A 16351-nucleotide genomic window follows, 5' to 3' on the forward strand; every position below is an offset into this window, starting at 1 on the left:
CTCATGCTCAGTTATCTGTTTATCGGCGCCAACGATGTCGAGCGTTCGGCGGCTTTTTACAAGGCGATCCTGACGCCGCTTGGCTACCGGCATGACCGTGAAGAACACTACTGTTTCTACTTGCCCGATTGCGCCGACAAGTCCAACGGGCCCGGGAGTGTGCACATCTCGCAACCGTTCGATGGTGAGTCGGCGACGCCCGGCAACGGCATGATGCCGGCATTTCGCGCCGACTCGCGGCACAAGGTCGATCAGGTGCACAAGGCCGGGCTCGACAGTGGCGGCAGCGACGAAGGCGCGCCTGGCACTCGCGAGGCCTATACGCCAGACTTCTACGTGGCCTATCTGCGCGATCCTGAAGGCAACAAGCTGGCTGTGTTCTACAGCGGCTGATGGATGGAGCCTGTTGATTCGGCCCTGATGGCGGCCCGCGCCCAGTTTGCGATCACGATCAGTTTCCACATCGTGCTGGCGGCGTTCAGCATCGGTCTGGCGAATTTCCTCATGGTGCTGGAAGCGTTGTGGTTGAAAACCGGGCGCCAGGTTTATCTGGATGTTTATCGTTACTGGCTCAAGGTATTCGCCCTCAACGTTGCGGTGGGCACGGCGTCGGGATTGATTCTGGAGTATCAGTTCGGCCTCAACTGGTCACGGCTATCGGTGCAGGCCGGTGATGTCCTCGGTCCGCTGATGTTCTATGAAGTGATGGCGGCGTTTTTCATCGAAGCGGGTTTCCTTGGCATCATGCTCTTCGGCTTGAAGAAAGTCGGCCCGCGTCTGCACTTTTTTGCCACCTGCGCTGTGGCGGTGGGCTCGCTGATCAGCGCGTTCTGGATTCTGTCTGCCAACTCCTGGATGCAAACCCCGGCCGGCTATTCGATTGGCGCGGACGGGCGGTTTCTTGCCGAGGACTGGTGGGCAATCATCTTCAACCCTTCGTTTCCCTATCGCCTGGCGCACATGCTGCTTGCCGTGTTCATCGGCAGCGCGACGCTGATTGCCGGGATCAGTGCCTGGCAATTGCGCAAGGCCCCGAAAAACCCGCGTGCTCGCCTGCAATTCTCCATGGGGCTATGGGTGATTGCGCTGCTGATGCCGGTGCAGATTGTCGTCGGGGACCTGCATGGCCGGCACAGTTTGCACGCCCAGCCGCAGAAAGTGGCGGCCATCGAAGGCTCATGGACGCGCCCGGCCCAAGGGGCAGGGGAGCCACTGCGGCTGTTCGCATGGCCGGATATGCAAGAGCGCCGCAACCACTGGGAGGTGGCGATTCCGCGCATTGGTTCCCTCTACCTGCAGCATGACCTGACCAGCACCATCGCCGCGCTTGATGAATTTCCGGCTGAGGACATCCCGCCCGTGGCGCCGGTGTTTTTCGCGTTCCGGCTGATGGTCGGGCTGGGGCTGTTGATGCTTGGGCAGGGTGTGGTCAGCCTGATCCTGCGCCGACGGAATCGCCTGTACACGGCGCGGCGCTGGCTGGGCGCGTGCGTGCTGCTGGCACCGGCCGGGTTTCTGGCGATGCTCAGCGGCTGGGTCGTCACCGAAGTGGGGCGACAGCCGTTCACCGTTTACGGATTGATGCGCACGGCGGACAGTCTGTCGTCGGTGTCCAGGGCTCAAGTCGTCGGGTCGACGTGGCTGATTCTGCTGTTTTATCTGCTGATCTTCGGCATCGGTCTGTGGGTGTTGCTGCGCCTGTTGCGCGAGCCGCCGCAGCAGGATCAACCCGGGCCGCAGCCCACCCTTGCCGACGAAACCGGGCACTGAGGAATAGCAGACATGGACACGGACTGGCTGACTCTGTTGTGCGCCGCCGCACTGGCGTTCTCGGTCATGAACTACGTGGTGCTCGACGGCACCGATCTGGGCGTCGGCATGCTCATGGGCCTCACGGATTGCAAACACCAGCGACGAGCCATGGCGGTGTCGATTCTGCCGGTGTGGGACGCCAACGAAACCTGGCTGGTGCTCGGCGGCGGCGGGCTGCTGGCGTTGTTTCCGCTGGCGTACGCGATCTTGCTACCGGCCTTGTACGTGCCTTTTATCGTGATGTTCCTCGCCTTGATCGCGCGGGCCATGGCGCTGGAGTTTCGCGATTACGCACCGAACGAGCGACGCAAGCGCATCGTCGACGGCGTGCTGGCGCTGGCTTCGCTGCTGACCGGGTTGGTCCAGGGCATGGTGCTCGGCACTCTCGTGCAAGGCGTTGCGCATCAGGGCGGTCAATACATTGGCGATGGCCGCGACTGGCTGAATCCGTTCCCGGTATTTTGCGGTTCGGTGCTGGTGCTCGGTTACGTCTGGCTGGGGACGTGCTGGTTGTACTGGCGGACCCTGGATGAATTGCAGCAGCACTCGGCCCGCCAGGCCCGCGTCTTGGCGCTGGTCGTCGTGGCGTTATTGCTGCTGCTGATCGCATGGACGGCGACGTTGCAGCCGCAATACGCCCGGCGGCTTGCCGAAATTCGGCTGTGGTTGCCAGCAGGGGTCATCCTCTGTGCTCTAGGATGGATATTCAGCAAAGGCTTTCACAGCCGCTTCGACTTCATCCCGCTGTTCGCCGCGCTGGGCGTTTTTGTGCTGGCTTTCGCGGTGATGCTGGTCGCGCTATTTCCCTTCATCATTCCGCCGGATCTGACCTTGAGCGACGCCGCATCCAGCCCGAACAGCCAGATCTTCATGCTGGTCGGATTCGCCGTGCTGATCCCCATCACGCTGGCCTACAACACGTTCGGTTTCCGCGTGTTCAGCGGCAAAGTGCGCGTTGCCAGCGATGGCTGATATTCACGTTACCCGACCTTTTTTGCTCACCAGCGACAGGCGCGAAGCCCGTAGCAGATCAGCAAAAGCCGCCTTGTCGATTGGCCGACTCATGAAATAACCCTGCACCTCGTTGCATTGATCCTTGCCGAGAATCGCCAGTTGCTCCTCGGTCTCGACGCCTTCGGCGGTCACCGTCAGCCCCATGGCTTTGCCCAGACCGATGATCGCCTGCACCACGGCACGGTCGTTGGCGCCGCTGCTGATCGAGGCGATAAAGCGTTTGTCGATCTTGATCCCGTCGAATGGATAGGCGCGTAGGTAACCGAGCGACGAATAACCGGTGCCGAAGTCGTCCATGTTAAGGCGTACGCCGAGCTCCTTGAGCTGATTCATGGTAGTCAGCGCGCCATCGGTGTCGTTGAGCATCACGTTTTCGGTGATCTCCAGCTCCAGACGGCTGGCCGGGAAACGCGTATCCACCAGCACTTTACGAACATCCTCGACGACGTCGCTGAGAGCGAACTGCGCAGGCGAGAGGTTGACCGACAGCAGAATGTCATGGGGCCATTCCAGCGCGGTTTCACAGGCTTCGCGCAACACCCAGCGGCCCAGCGGTACGATCAGGTCGGTCTGCTCGGCCAGCGGAATGAACACGTCCGGCCCGAGCAGGCCCTGGGTCGGATGCTGCCAGCGCACCAGCGCCTCCACCGAAACGATGTGCTTGCCATCAACCTTGTAGCGCGGCTGATAGTGCAGGACGAATTCGTTGTGCTTGAGCGCATGGCGCAGGTCATCTTCCATTTGCCGGCGCGTCTGGATCTGGTCGCTCATGTGCGCTTCGAAATAGCACCAGGTGTTCTTGCCGTCGGACTTGGCCTGATACAGCGCGATGTCGGCGTAGCGGATCAGATCGCTGGCGACGAAACCGTGCCGACGACTCAGGGCGATGCCGACACTGGCACCGATATGCAGTGGATGCTGTTCGTAGAGGATCGGCTGATGCAGGCTGCCGATCAGCCGTGTGCAGAATTTGTCGATCTCGTTATGGCTGTCCATGCCGTTGAGCACCACGACGAATTCATCACCACCGAGACGGGCGACGATGTCGTGCTCGCGGGTGCATTCGCGCAGGCGCGTGGCGACTTCCTGGAGAACCGCGTCACCGGCAGGATGGCCGAGGGAATCGTTGATCGGCTTGAAGTTGTCCAGATCGATCATCAGCAGCGACAGCGGTGGCGCGTGTTCCTTCAATACCAGGACGTCGTCGAGATAACGCGCCAGTTTGTTGCGGTTGGGCAGGCCGGTCAGGGCGTCATGCATCGACAGGTGCTGGATCTGCGCATGGGCGGCGACTTCGTCGGTGATGTCGCTGGCAGTGCCGCGATAGCCGACGACGCTGTTCTTGTCGAAAATCGGCCGCGCCGAGAGCCGGCAATGGCGCGGCCGCCCGGAGTGATCGCGATAAGTGCAGCGCAAGTCGCCGGCACTGTTTTCCTCGCTGAGTTTGCGCAGCCACAGTTCCAGTGGCGTGGTGTCGCAACTCAGTAATTCGCCGATGTCCTGGCCCAGCCACAGGGCTTGCGGGTAACCGGTGACTTCGCTGAAGCGCGCCGACAGATAGGTCAGCGCCAACTGATCATCAACTTCCCAGATCCAGTCCGACGCCGCTTCGGCCACGGCGCGAAAGCGTTCTTCACTGGCTTCGAGGGCATGATTGGCTTTCTCGAGTGCCTGATTCGAGGCCTGCATGGCATGAATGCTGTTGTCGACGTATTGCGATGAGCGCAATGCATGGCGGAAAAAATAGGCGGTGAGCAGCATCAGCACCAGAAACGTCGCGCCGAGCGGCGGCACCAGCGTCCACAACAATTGCTGACCGGGTCGCTGCAGGTCGGCGACCAGACTGTAGCCGGTGCTGTCGAGGGGCACCCTTGGATGGCCTTTCTCAATGGTTTCATCCGGGACCAGGGTCAGGTTCGTCAGGCCATAACCGCTGCCGATCTTGCGCAGTTTGGTCGGGGTCAGCTTGTCGACGAACACCAGCACCGAGGTGTTTCTCAATTCATCCAGCGGGCGCTCGTCATTGGGAATGATCGCGGCAGCGGTGATCAGCGCCGGCCAGCCTTCGAACAATGAATAACTGCTGATCGGCTTGGTCAGATCAGGCTGACTCAGCACCTGCTCGACCAGCGCCGAGGCGGGCGCTTGCAATACGCTGGATACGTCGGTTTCAACCATCTGCCCGCGAATCACCGCGTACTTGGTGCGATTGCGATCAAGGACGAACACGCCGTCGTAGCCGTCGCTGGTGAACAGGGTCTTGCCCATGTTCTGTTCGGTGTAGGCCCAATTGACGTCGATCGGCCCGCTCAAGGCCTCATAGGCGCGGGTCCAGTAGGCATAACTGGTGATGTAGTTTTTCGACGCGGTGATGCGGTTTTCCACGGCGCGCACGGAGTAGAACTGGTTCTGTTCCAGATCTTTCGCGTCAAGGGTATTGGCAATGCCAAGCAGGGTGCTGATCGCGGCAATAACGCCAGCGACGAACAGTGCGCCAACGGCGATGGCCAGGCGCCGGGTGACGGCGCGTTGCGGGGTGGGGATTGGCTGCGCAGGGAGAATAACGGCCATGTGCTCGTCCTTGATCCGGTGTCTTCTGAATCTAGAACAATGGCGAGCGCACAATGTTCAGATTGTTGTTATTGGTATCGCCTGGATTTTTTCAAAGTGTAGCGAATCTGCCGGAATTTCCAGCAGCGCCGGCCAGCGGCGAATCCCGAAAGGGCGAGACTTCCCGCACAAAAACCGGATAATGGCCGCCATTCGTTTAGCCGTATTCTGGTAATCCCGCATGGAAATCAAGGTCAACTTTCTCGACAACCTTCGACTTGAAGCCAAGTTCGACGACTTCACGGTGATCGCCGATCAGCCAATTCGCTACAAGGGTGATGGTTCGGCACCGGGGCCGTTCGACTACTTCCTGGCGTCGTCGGCCTTGTGCGCGGCTTACTTCGTCAAGCTGTACTGCGACACCCGCAATATTCCGACAGAGAACATTCGCCTGTCGCAGAACAACATCGTCGACCCGGAAAACCGCTACAACCAGATCTTCAAGATTCAGGTCGAATTGCCCGCCGATATTTCGGACAAGGATCGCCAGGGCATCCTGCGTTCCATCGACCGTTGCACCGTGAAGAAAGTGGTGCAGACCGGCCCCGAGTTCATCATCGAAGAAGTCGACAACCTCGACGCCGATGCCCAGGCCTTGTTGATGCCGCAGTCCGATTCCCAGGCGGGCACCTACATCGCCGGCAAGGACCTGCCGCTGGAACAGACCATCGCCAACATGTCGAAGATCCTTGCCGACCTCGGCATGAAGATCGAAATCGCCTCGTGGCGCAACATCGTGCCCAACGTCTGGTCGCTGCATATCCGCGATGCGCATTCGCCGATGTGCTTCACCAATGGCAAGGGCGCGACCAAGGAAGGCGCACTGGCGTCGGCGCTGGGCGAGTTCATCGAGCGCCTCAATTGCAACTTCTTCTATAACGACCAGTTCTGGGGCGAAGACATCGCCAATGCCGAATTCGTCCATTATCCGGACGAGAAGTGGTTCAAGCCGGGTCCGAAAGACGAATTGCCAAGCGAAATTCTCGACGACTACACCCTCGGCATTTACAACCGCGACGGCGAACTGCGTGGCTCGCACCTGTACGACACCAACTCCGGCAACACTCAGCGCGGCATCTGCTCGCTGCCGTTCGTGCGCCAGTCGGACGGTGAAGTGGTGTACTTCCCGTCGAACCTGATCGAAAACCTCTACCTGAGCAACGGCATGAGCGCCGGCAATACCTTGGCCGAAGCGCAGGTGCAGTGCCTGTCGGAAATTTTCGAGCGCGCGGTCAAACGCGAAATCCTCGAGGGCGAAATGGCCCTGCCGGATGTACCGCAAGAGGTATTGGAAAAATACCCGAGCATCCTCGCCGGCATCAAAGGCCTTGAAGAGCAGGGCTTCCCGGTGCTGGTCAAGGACGCCTCGCTGGGCGGTGAATTCCCGGTGATGTGCGTGACCCTGATGAATCCGCGCACCGGCGGCGTCTTCGCTTCCTTCGGCGCGCACCCGAGCCTGGAAGTCGCGCTGGAACGCAGCCTGACCGAGCTGCTCCAGGGCCGCAGCTTCGAAGGCCTCAATGACTTGCCGCAGCCGACTTTCTCCGGGCAGGCAGTGACCGAACCGAACAACTTCGTCGAGCACTTCATCGATTCCAGCGGTGTGGTGTCGTGGCGCTTCTTCAGCGCCAAGCCAGACTTCGAATTCGTCGAATGGGACTTCTCAGGCCAAGGCGAAAACTCCAACGCCGAAGAAGCCGCGACCCTGTTCGGCATCCTCGAAGACATGGGCAAGGAAGTCTACATGGCGGTCTACGAGCACATCGGCGCCAAGGCCTGCCGCATCCTCGTGCCGGATTACTCGGAGATCTACCCGATCGAAGACCTGATCTGGGACAACACCAACAAAGCCCTGCAATTCCGTGCCGACATCCTCAATCTGCACAACCTCAGTAAGGTTGGCCTTCGCAATCTGGTCCAAGGCCTGGAACGCAGCGAGCAGGATGACTACACCGATATCACCACGCTGATCGGCATCGAGTTTGACGACAACACACCGTGGGGCAAGCTGACGATTCTGGAACTGCGCCTGCTGATCTACCTCGCACTGCAGAAGTTTGACGAGGCCAAGGATCTGGTTGAGGCGTTCCTGCAATACAACGACAACACCGTAGAGCGCGGCTTGTTCTATCAGGCAGTGAATGTGGTGCTGGAGATGGAGCTGGACGAGGATCTCGAGCTTGAGGATTACGAAGCCAATTTCCGCCGGATGTTTGGTGACGAGCGTATGGATGCGGCGATTGGGTCGGTGAATGGCAGTGTGCGTTTTTACGGTTTGACGCCAACGAGCATGAAGCTGGAAGGGCTGGATCGGCATTTGCGCTTGATCGAAAGCTATAAAAAGCTGCATGCGGCGCGGGCTGGTGTGGCGGCTTTGTCGCGTTGAAGAGCTGGCTCAGAACGTTTCGCTTTCGGCTTGAGTGTGGCTGCGTGGCTTGAACCGCAGCCCCTCACCCCAGCCCTCTCCCGAGGGAGAGGGAGCCGATTTTCAAGCTTTTCAGAATTTGTGTTCGACTCGGATTCCCAGGTCGGCGTATTTCCACCAAGCACCTCGGTCAGTTCCCTCTCCCTTTGGGAGAGGGCTAGGGTGAGGGGCTTTGGCTTTCGCGGCCATGCGCTGCATCCGCCAACTGCCCCGTGTCCACCCGCACAAACACCGAATCACCCACTGCTGTCAGCACTTCCCCTGCATACACCTCGCAAATCACCCGGGTCTTGCGCCCGACTTCACCTTCGACTCGCGCGCGCAAGAGCAGCGGCACGCCCATCGGTGTGGGTTTGATGAATTTGATCCCGAGGTTGCCAGTCACGCAGTCGATGCGCGGCAGGCTGCCGGCTTCGCGGTTCTCCGCGCGGTAGTGCCAGGCCATGGCGGTCCAGTTCGAATGACAGTCGACAAGCATGGCAATCAGCCCGCCGTAAACCAGATCCGGCCAGCCGCAATATTGAGCTTCGGGCAGATGCTCGGCGATGACGTGATTGCCATCCTCATCCCAACGACTTTTCACGTGCAGGCCTTGCGGATTGCGGCCGCCGCAGCCGTAACAAACGCCTTCGGGGGCGGCGAGGTCTTGCAGTGGGGTGTCGTGGCTGGACATGGCGGGTTTCATCCTGGAGTGGCGAGGCCGGACAGGCGCAAGCGGTTGCGTCCGCCGCGTTTGGACTCGTAGAGCGCGGCGTCGCCAAGTTCGATCAGCGCCGCCAGACTGGCCGGCGGTTTGTCGAACAGGGTGGCGCCGATGCTCAAAGTCACCGCAGCGGACGTGGGATAGTTGTGCGACGCGAGGGCCAGAAACTGTTCGCGCAAGGCGTTGCCCAGTTCAAGGATAGCTTCGGCTGAGGCGTTGTTGAGCAGCATCAAAAACTCATCGCCACCCAGCCGCGCCGTCAGCGCATGGGGCGGCAACTGGGCGCGGATCATCTCGCTCAGAGCAATCAGCAAGCGATCACCGGCGATATGCCCGTACTGGTCGTTGACCAGTTTGAAGTTGTCGATATCGATCAACAGCAACGCACCCGGTCTTTGCGCGGAAACGCCGGCCAGCAGGCGTGGCGTACGCTTTTCCAAGGCGCGGCGGTTGTAGAGGGCCGTGAGCGGATCGCGCTCGGCGAGGCGGGCGATCTGCTTTTCCCGGCGATAACGCTCGGTGCCGGTCATCGACAGGGCGATCAACATGATCGCCATCGCACCTTCGACCAGCGAGATCTGAATGATCTCGCCGCGAAATGCCGCCAGATCAATCAGCGTGCCGGGGATCACCACGGTCAGGGCCTTGGCCACATAAAAGATGCCGTGGCCGAGCAGCACATAGCGCAATTGCACCGCGCCCACGCTCAACGACTTGCCGTGCGGGCGCAGCAGCGAACTGGCCTTGAGTGTCGGGATCGCCACCAGCAGCGAGTTGGCCACCAGCATGGCCTTGGACCACAGCGGGCCGTCCGGCAACATCAACATGATCAGCCACGTCGCGAAAATCAGGTACCACGCTGGCGACAGTCGGGTCTGGGTGAAGCGCGCCACACCGAGCAGGAAAAAGAAATGCGCGGTCACCAGCAGGCCGTTGGCGAACCAGATGCCCAGCAGCAGAAAACCGCTGCTGCGCAGCAGCGCGAGGGTGGAGCCGATGGTGATGGTGGCGAAACCGGCGCTCCAGAACAGTAGCGAAGGCTCACGAATGCTGCGCCACTCGACCGCCAGGTACAGCGCGGCAGCGGCTGCGAGGGCGATCGTGATGGTCAGCATCGTTGGCGGGTCGAGCGGCATTTCCGGGCAGGCCTGTCTGTATGGCAATAGGCCTGCGATTGTAAGCGTTTGGTCAGGTTTTTCGCAGGGGGCGTGTTGCCGGGCAGACCACTGGCGCTCCAGCGGTCACTCTTGCGGGCTTAGCCAGGTGTCTACCACGCGGCGATCGAGCTCTTCCCAATAGGCCATGCCCAGCACCCGCGTGGTATTGAGGCCGCGCAGATAACCGCGCAGTTGCTGGGCGGTATCGCGGATCAATTGCGCATCGCGGGTGTTTTTGTCCAGCAGGACGCTTTCGTACTGCACCAGGTATTCGGCTACGCGGTCGCGATATTCGGGCAGCACGGCGTCACGGATCAGATCAAACGTTCTCAAGGCGAGACCCTCATCATTTTTCTTGAATGTGCTCAGTGTGCATCAGTCTGCGCGACGCGCAACTATTGCTGGAAGTAATAGTGACCATCAAGAAACGCAAGTTCTGCTTTGCCGGCGATCGGCGGAAAATCACCTCCATCGAAGACGCAGCTCAAGGAAATTGCGCGATGAACATTCTGACTCGACTGGCAATGATCGCCCTGCTGATGGGCGGGGTAGTTATCGCACCGGCTTACGCAGACGACGCCCGGTCGTGTCACCTGCAACCCATCGCCGCCAGCGCCTCGGCCCTGCAGCACACGCAGACCGTCGGGGTGTTGTTGAGCGAAAACACACTGCAGAACCTGCAATATCTGGAGCGCTACCACGACATGGCGCTCAATGGCGCGAAAGATGCGCTGGATTCGCGAATTCGCGACGCCTTTGTTGGCAGCTCCGACCCGGAACTGGCCCTCGACTGGCTGGTGAGTTCGCTGCAGCAACAGTTCGTCTCGGTGACCGTTTACGACAATCTGGATGAGCTGCTTCAGGCCCATCCGGATGTGGTGGTCAAGCTCGATACCTTCAATCGCTTGCTGACCCAGCGCAACAGTCTGGTCGAGGCGCGCTTCTCTGCACGGTTCTACGACGCCGACCTGCAATACATCGGCAAGGCCGAGGGGGCAATCGAGCAGGAGCTGCCTTCGGTCTGGGTGCATGACCGGGCGGCGCCGCAGATCGCGGCACAGATCAATCAGCAGCGTGATCTGCAACTCAATGCGCTGAAGCAATTCGATGTGTCGCTCAAGGCCCTGGTGGCGTCGAGCTGATTCTCCAAAAAATTGAATGGCAGCGGCGATCCCGTGAAGTCGAACCGTTGCCGGTTGAACCGAACCTTTATTTTCAGGATTACCCCGATGCGTCCTTTATTCGTGCCAGCCATGGCTTTTGTTTCCCTGTTGCTCGGCGGTTGTGCTTCGGCGCCGAACGATCCGACTCTGACGTTGCAGACCAGCAAGACGCCGGCGCAGTACGCCGATTGCGTGGTGCCGAAGTTGCAGGGCAGTGCGTTGAATCCGACGGTTTCGCAGAGTCAGCGCAGTTATCGGATTGTGGTGCCGAGCAAGGTATCCGCCGACAACGTGCTGGAGGCGTACAAGGCGGGGAAGGGCGGCAAGGTGTTCATTTATGAGCGGCATTTGCTGGCGTCGAATTTGTTGCCTTCGAGTTTTGAGCGGGCGGCTCAGGAGTGCATTTGATCTGAGCGCTTGACGGGTTTTGACAGAGCTCCTTTGGTTGGCCGCAACCAACCAATTTTTTCGCCCCACACTGGTTTTCGGTTGTGGGGTTTTTTTTTGGACTTGGCGGCCTTTGGGCCGACCATGCTTTGGGGTTTTTGGGTGTATATCCTTTTTTGGTGGTGTTGCGGCTGGCGGTTTCGCCCTTACGGCGAGTCCCTTTTGGCAAACGCCCCAAAAGGAACCAAAAGGTCTTCGCCCTGACGTTCGGCCCGCTCGCTGGGGCTCGGGGTTCCTTCGCTCCGGGATCGATCCGGGCGCAGCGGCTCCGGTTTGCTTCGCTGCACCTCCTTCCGCTGTGTCTGGCTGCGCCAGACGGTCGCTGCGCTCCCACACCCGGATCAATCCCTCCACTCAGCCTGCCGACGGGCTCCAGGATCAAAAGCTACTCGAGCTTGCGCTCATCGTGTTGGGTGGCGGGACGGCCTGCTTGGTTTGCTTTTGCTTTCCTGTGGGAGCGAGCCTGCTCGCGAAGGCGGCCTGACAGCCGACCTGTTCTTGAGCGGAACGCGATCCAACTGTAGGAGCTGCCGAAGGCTGCGATCTTTTGATCTGGCCTTCGCTTTTGCTTTTCCGTTGAGAGCAAGCCTGCATTGGACTTTGGGTGTTGACCAGTTCCTGTCTACGCCACAAAAAACTGTGGGAGCTGGCTTGCCAGCGAAGGCGGCCTGACAGACGCCCCATTTCTCACTGAATGTACGCAATCAAACCTGTGGGAGCGAGCCTGCTCGCGAAGGCGGTGTGTGCCGCGATCACGAACAGCGCTCCGGAACCCGTTCACCCCGTCACACACCCAACCGGCACTTTCCCCGCAAACGTATCAACCAGACTCGCCACCACCATTTCCCCCATCCGCGTGCGTGTTTGAAGCGTGGCGCTGGCCCGATGCGGTTGCAGCACCACCTGTTCATTACCAAACAACGCTTCCGGCACATTCGGTTCATCAACGAATACATCCAGCCCAGCCCCGGCAATCTCGCCAGCCGCAAGCGCGGCAACCAGATCCGCCTCATTCACCAGTTTGCCCCGGGCGACGTTGATCAGATAACCGTCCTTGCCCAGCGCTTGCAGCACTTGCGCGTCGATGATCGCTTCGCCCTTGTCCGCTGCAGCGGCGAGGATCAGGGCGTCGCTGTCGCGGGCGAGTTGTTTGAGGTCGGCGACGAAGGTGTGGGGGACGTCGCTCATCGGTTGCAGATCGGTGTAGCTGATCGGGCAGCCGAAGGCGGCGGCGCGGGTGGCGATGGCGCGGCCGACGCGGCCCATGCCGACGATGCCGATGCGCATGCCGGAGACTTGTCGGGCCAAGGGCAGCGGGGCGAGTGGGGTCGGGCTTTGTGGCCATTGGCCGGAGCGCACGTAGCGGTCGCTGGTGCACAAACCGCGACAGACCGAGATGAGCAGGCCGATGGCGAGGTCGGCGACGTCTTCGGTGAGGGCGCCGATGGTGGCGGTGACGCGGATGCCGCGGTCGCGGGCGTAGGCCAGATCGACGGCGTCGGTGCCGACGCCGTTGACCGCGACGACTTCCAGGTTCGGCAGTTGCGCCATCAGCGCCTGGCTGATGCCGGTGTGGCCGCCGGTGATGACTCCACGGATGTTGGCGCCGTGTTCCTTTATGTAGGCGGGTTTGTCCGCTTGCTGGTAGTAGCGGCGTACGGTGAACAGTTCGTCCAGACGCGCGTTGATTGCCGGGATCAGGATCGGGCTCAGTTGCAGGATTTCTGGCTTCATGGCTACCTCGTTACGCAATAAAAAGGCCGGCTCAACCGCGGCCGGCAAACGGCATGGCGCTGGCCATGACGGTCATGTTCAGGACGTTGGCTGACAGCGGCAGGCCGGCGATGTAGCACACTGCATCGGCGACGTGTTTGACGTCGACCATCGGCTCGACGGCGATGCTGCCGTTGGCCTGGCGTACGCCTTTGGTCATGCGCACCGACATTTCGGTCAGAGCATTGCCGATGTCGATCTGGCTGCAGGCGATGTTGAATTCGCGGCCATCCAGCGCCAGGGATTTGGTCAGGCCGAGCACGGCGTGTTTGCTCGCGGTGTAGGCGCTGCTGAACGGGCGCGGCGTGTGTGCGGAAATCGAGCCGTTGTTGATGATCCGCCCGCCCTGCGGCTGTTGTTTGCGCATCAGCCCAAAAGCGCCGCGAGCGCACAGAAAGACTCCGTTGAGGTTGGTGTCGATCACGTTGCGCCACTGCTCGAAGGTCAGCTCGTCCAGCGGCACGGCGGGGGCGTTGACGCCGGCGTTGTTGAAGACCACATCGAGGCGCCCGTAGACCTCGGCAATGGTCGCGAACAGCACGTCGACACTGGCCGGATCGCGCACGTCGGTGGGTACCGCCAGCGCTGGGTGACCCTGGCTCTGCGCCAGTTCGACCAGCGCTTGCAAGGGCTCGGGCCGGCGTCCGGCGAGCACAAGGGTAAAGCCGTCGGCCATCAGGCCGAGTGCCACGGCGCGGCCGATGCCACTGCCGGCGCCGGTCACCAGCGCGACTTTCAAAGAGGTCGTCATAGTGTTGTTCTCCTTTTTTCTCAATCCGCTGGAATCAGGGCCGTGGGCCGACGCGCATTTCCAAGTGGCCGATGCCGTCGATGCCAGCGCTGATCACATCGCCGGGTTGCAGACTGTCAACCCCGGCGGGGCTGCCGGTCATGATCAGGTCGCCGGCGCGCAGGGCCACGGATTGCGAGATGCGCGCGATTACTTCACTGACCGACCAGATCTGGCTGTCGAGGTTGTCGCGCTGGCGTTCTTCGCCGTTGACGTTCAGCCACAACTCGCCTTCGGGATGGCCAGAGCGGCTCACCGGGACCACGGCAGTCATCGGCGCGGCGCCGTCGAACACCTTGGCGCCTTCCCACGGCAAACCGTTGCTCTTGGCTGCGCGTTGAACATCGCGGCGGGTCAGGTCGAGGCCGGCGGCGTAGCCCCACACGTAGGCGAGCGCTTGATCCTCGGGGATATGGGCGCCGCCTTCACCGATGGCAACGACCAGTTCGATTTCGTGAACGAAGTCCTCGCACACTGAGGGGAAGGCGACGTCGCCGACGGCATCGACCACGCAGCTTGCCGGTTTCATGAAAAACACCGGCGGCTGGCGCGACTGGCCTTGAGAGTCCGGCCATGGGTAGTTGCGGCCGACACAGAACACCCGGCCGACGGGGAAGCGCTGCTCGGTGCCGAGGACCGGCAAGGTCACGGGCAGATCCGGGGTAAAGACGTATTCGGTCATGTTCATCCTGCGGGTCATCCTGTTTGAAAGGGCAGCGTACGGCGGCTGGCGTCGGCGAAGTTGGACGAAAGCCGCCTGTGTTTGGACAAATCCGGGCTTTTCGCCTCAGCGCACCTTCAGCTCGATGCGGTACAGACGTCCGAGCAACAACGAATAGGAGAGGGTGCCGATCAGCGCCACGCCGCCAATAAACCAGAAGGCATAGGCGAAGGTGCCGGTGGCGTGAACGATGGCGCCGATCACGATCGGTGTGACAATGCCGCCGATATTCGCCGCCAGGCTGGTAATGCCGCCGGTGAGGCCGATCAGCTCTTTCGGCGCCACTTCCGACACCGCCGCCCACGACGAGGACGCGATGCCCTGGGCGAAGAAGGCGATGGTCAGCACGGCGATGCAGATCAGGTTGGAATCGGTGAAATTCACCAGCACGATCGACATGCCCAGCATCGAGCCAACCACCAGCGGCAGCTTGCGCGCAAAGGACATCGAGTAGCCGCGACGGATCAGCAGGTCGGAAACGATGCCGGCCAGCAGAATCCCCACCGTGGCACCGACGAAGGGCAGCACGGCGAAGATCCCGGCCTTGATCATGGTCAGTTTGCGTTCTTCGATCAGGTAGGTCGGGAACCAGGTGAGGAAGAAGTACAGCGCCGAGGTGCTGGCGAATTTGCCGATGCAGATCGCCCAGATCTGCCGATAACTGAACAGCTCGGCAATCTGCCGCCAGTTGAAACGGGTGCGCTCCTGGCTGCTCTTGACCAGACCGCCGCCGGTTTCGATGTACTTCAATTCTTCCTGGCTGACTTTCTTGCAGTTCAGCGGATCGCGATACAGGTACAGCCACAGCACACCGAAGACGATGCCGAGTGCGCCGGTGCTGTAGAACACGTGGCGCCAGTCGAAGGTGGTCGCCAGCCATAACAGCGCGCCGGTGAACAGCGCGGTGCCGAGGTACTGGCCGCACACGTAAATGCTACTGGCCATCCCGCGTTCCCGCGCCGGGAACCACACCGTCACCGCGCGGCTGTTGGCCGGGAAAGCCGGGGCTTCCATGGCGCCGACCGCCAGGCGCAGGCCGAACAGCGAGGCAAATCCCGTGGCGAAACCTTGGCAAACGGTGACGGTCGACCAACTGATCAGCGATACGCCGTAGGTGAAGCGCGAGCCAAACCGATCAGCGATGAAGCCGGCCGGCACCAGTGCCAGCGCATAGGTCCAGGCGAAGGCGGAAAAGATCAGGCCCATTTCGATCTTGTCCAGGCCCAGGTCCTTGGCCATGAACGGCGCGGCAATCGAAATGTTCACCCGGTCGATGTAATTGATGATCGTCGCAATCAGCAGCAACGACAGCATGAACCAGCGCCGCCGGGTAGGCAGACGCTGCGCCGAAACGGCATCGCGTGCGCCGGCTATCACCGGCGGCACCGTGGCACTGGAAGAATGGGAGTTGGACATGCGGAGACCTCGTTATCGTTAGAAGAGTCGAGATTTTTCGAGCAGCCGATGCCGTTGCCCGCAAGGTGTGGGGCAAGGCAATCGAACGGGTTGCAGCGCGGCTTTCAGACGTTCAGGAACGTCTTTCTGCGACTGATTTCAAGGGGAGGTCGGGCGGGGCGGCGAGGGGAAATAGCAGGATCATGACGTGCGCACCTTTGATTGTTTTTGAAAGAGGTTGGGCTGCGTTGGTCATTACAGTGGTCGTACAACGGTTCTAAATCAACCGATGGGTTAGAACGTTTTTTCTTGAAAAAAGTGGATTTGGCGAACGTGTCCAA

General features: G+C 60.9%; 14 protein-coding genes. 6 read left to right on the forward strand and 8 right to left on the reverse strand.

What is annotated here, in order from left to right:
• Window positions 1–3 precede the first annotated feature (3 nt).
• Genes AB4N73_RS06365 through cydB form a run of 3 tightly spaced genes read left to right on the forward strand, consistent with a single transcriptional unit; the run spans window position 4 to window position 2784 of the window.
• Entirely contained in the window at window positions 4–393 is a 390-nt protein-coding gene (locus AB4N73_RS06365; RefSeq protein ID WP_339100014.1) for a VOC family protein, read from the forward strand.
• Between the two features lie 3 nt (window positions 394–396).
• Window positions 397–1770 (forward strand): cytochrome ubiquinol oxidase subunit I, encoded by a 1374-nt coding sequence (locus AB4N73_RS06370; protein ID WP_460143090.1) that lies wholly within the window; start codon window positions 397–399, stop codon window positions 1768–1770.
• Window positions 1771–1782: 12 nt separating this feature from the next.
• A complete protein-coding gene (cydB, locus tag AB4N73_RS06375; protein ID WP_460143091.1) occupies window positions 1783–2784 on the forward strand; it encodes a cytochrome d ubiquinol oxidase subunit II in 1002 nt (333 codons plus the stop codon).
• A gap of 3 nt (window positions 2785–2787) precedes the next feature.
• Here cydB and AB4N73_RS06380 read toward each other — a convergent pair whose 3' ends face one another.
• Window positions 2788–5397 carry a bifunctional diguanylate cyclase/phosphodiesterase gene (locus AB4N73_RS06380; protein WP_460143092.1) on the reverse strand — a complete coding sequence of 870 codons (2610 nt, stop codon included), beginning with the start codon at window positions 5395–5397 and terminating at the stop codon, window positions 2788–2790.
• Window positions 5398–5617: 220 nt separating this feature from the next.
• On the opposite strand from AB4N73_RS06380, the gene AB4N73_RS06385 reads away from it, so the two are divergent.
• The gene (locus AB4N73_RS06385) at window positions 5618–7822 is read left to right on the forward strand and encodes an OsmC domain/YcaO domain-containing protein (protein WP_110599287.1); all 2205 of its coding nucleotides are present in this window, start codon (window positions 5618–5620) and stop codon (window positions 7820–7822) included.
• Between the two features lie 196 nt (window positions 7823–8018).
• Here the strand turns inward: AB4N73_RS06385 and AB4N73_RS06390 are convergent, their stop codons facing one another.
• The 3 genes from AB4N73_RS06390 to AB4N73_RS06400 form a co-directional block, all read right to left on the reverse strand.
• A complete protein-coding gene (locus AB4N73_RS06390; RefSeq protein WP_110599289.1) occupies window positions 8019–8534 on the reverse strand; it encodes a PaaI family thioesterase in 516 nt (171 codons plus the stop codon).
• Between the two features lie 8 nt (window positions 8535–8542).
• Window positions 8543–9700: a GGDEF domain-containing protein gene (locus tag AB4N73_RS06395; RefSeq protein ID WP_460143093.1), complete on the reverse strand. Its 1158-nt coding sequence runs from the start codon at window positions 9698–9700 to the stop codon at window positions 8543–8545.
• A gap of 105 nt (window positions 9701–9805) precedes the next feature.
• A complete protein-coding gene (locus AB4N73_RS06400; RefSeq protein ID WP_056785124.1) occupies window positions 9806–10054 on the reverse strand; it encodes a hypothetical protein in 249 nt (82 codons plus the stop codon).
• 167 nt (window positions 10055–10221) lie between these two features.
• On the opposite strand from AB4N73_RS06400, the gene AB4N73_RS06405 reads away from it, so the two are divergent.
• On the forward strand, window positions 10222–10863 hold the full coding sequence (locus tag AB4N73_RS06405) for an ATPase (protein WP_353187487.1): 642 nt from the start codon (window positions 10222–10224) through the stop codon (window positions 10861–10863).
• Between the two features lie 87 nt (window positions 10864–10950).
• Window positions 10951–11292, forward strand: coding sequence for a YajG family lipoprotein (locus tag AB4N73_RS06410; RefSeq protein WP_041480431.1), 342 nt, complete (start codon window positions 10951–10953; stop codon window positions 11290–11292).
• Between the two features lie 816 nt (window positions 11293–12108).
• Here AB4N73_RS06410 and AB4N73_RS06415 read toward each other — a convergent pair.
• The 4 genes from AB4N73_RS06415 to AB4N73_RS06430 form a co-directional block, all read right to left on the reverse strand.
• Window positions 12109–13065 (reverse strand): 2-hydroxyacid dehydrogenase, encoded by a 957-nt coding sequence (locus AB4N73_RS06415; RefSeq protein WP_457263382.1) that lies wholly within the window; start codon window positions 13063–13065, stop codon window positions 12109–12111.
• A 31-nt stretch (window positions 13066–13096) separates the two neighbouring features.
• On the reverse strand, window positions 13097–13855 hold the full coding sequence (locus AB4N73_RS06420; protein WP_252879986.1) for an SDR family oxidoreductase: 759 nt from the start codon (window positions 13853–13855) through the stop codon (window positions 13097–13099).
• A 34-nt stretch (window positions 13856–13889) separates the two neighbouring features.
• The gene (locus AB4N73_RS06425) at window positions 13890–14582 is read right to left on the reverse strand and encodes a fumarylacetoacetate hydrolase family protein (protein ID WP_056785132.1); all 693 of its coding nucleotides are present in this window, start codon (window positions 14580–14582) and stop codon (window positions 13890–13892) included.
• 99 nt (window positions 14583–14681) lie between these two features.
• Window positions 14682–16031: an MFS transporter gene (locus tag AB4N73_RS06430; protein WP_056785134.1), complete on the reverse strand. Its 1350-nt coding sequence runs from the start codon at window positions 16029–16031 to the stop codon at window positions 14682–14684.
• Window positions 16032–16351 lie beyond the last annotated feature (320 nt).

The sequence above is a fragment of the Pseudomonas sp. S3_B08 genome (assembly GCF_054667725.1).